Raw genomic sequence first — 621 nt, 5'->3', positions numbered from 1 at the left:
GGTGTGACTGCGTACCTTTTGTATAATGGGTCAGCGACTTATATTCTGTAGCAAGGTTAACCGTATAGGGGAGCCGAAGGGAAACCGAGTCTTAACTGGGCGTTAAGTTGCAGGGTATAGACCCGAAACCCGGTGATCTAGCCATGGGCAGGTTGAAGGTTGGGTAACACTAACTGGAGGACCGAACCGACTAATGTTGAAAAATTAGCGGATGACCTGTGGCTGGGGGTGAAAGGCCAATCAAACCGGGAGATAGCTGGTTCTCCCCGAAAGCTATTTAGGTAGCGCCTCGTGAACTCATCTTCGGGGGTAGAGCACTGTTTCGGCTAGGGGGCCATCCCGGCTTACCAACCCGATGCAAACTACGAATACCGAAGAATGTTATCACGGGAGACACACGGCGGGTGCTAACGTCCGTCGTGAAGAGGGAAACAACCCAGACCGCCAGCTAAGGTCCCAAAGTCATGGTTAAGTGGGAAACGATGTGGGAAGGCCCAGACAGCCAGGATGTTGGCTTAGAAGCAGCCATCATTTAAAGAAAGCGTAATAGCTCACTGGTCGAGTCGGCCTGCGCGGAAGATGTAACGGGGCTAAACCATGCACCGAAGCTGCGGCAGCGAC

1 rRNA gene is annotated in these 621 nt (G+C 53.0%); it reads left to right on the top strand.

Annotation, left to right across the window (positions count from 1 at the left end):
• Positions 1-621 (top strand): 23S ribosomal RNA (locus tag ACMWKA_RS25705); the annotation flags it as partial.

Origin of the sequence: Enterobacter sp. 03-F-07-AD-ECC, from assembly GCF_047530935.1 — a bacterium.
GTDB lineage: Bacteria > Pseudomonadota > Gammaproteobacteria > Enterobacterales > Enterobacteriaceae > Enterobacter > Enterobacter cloacae.
Note: the sequence above shows the minus strand (reverse complement) of the source record. Positions and strands in the feature narration are given on the sequence as shown.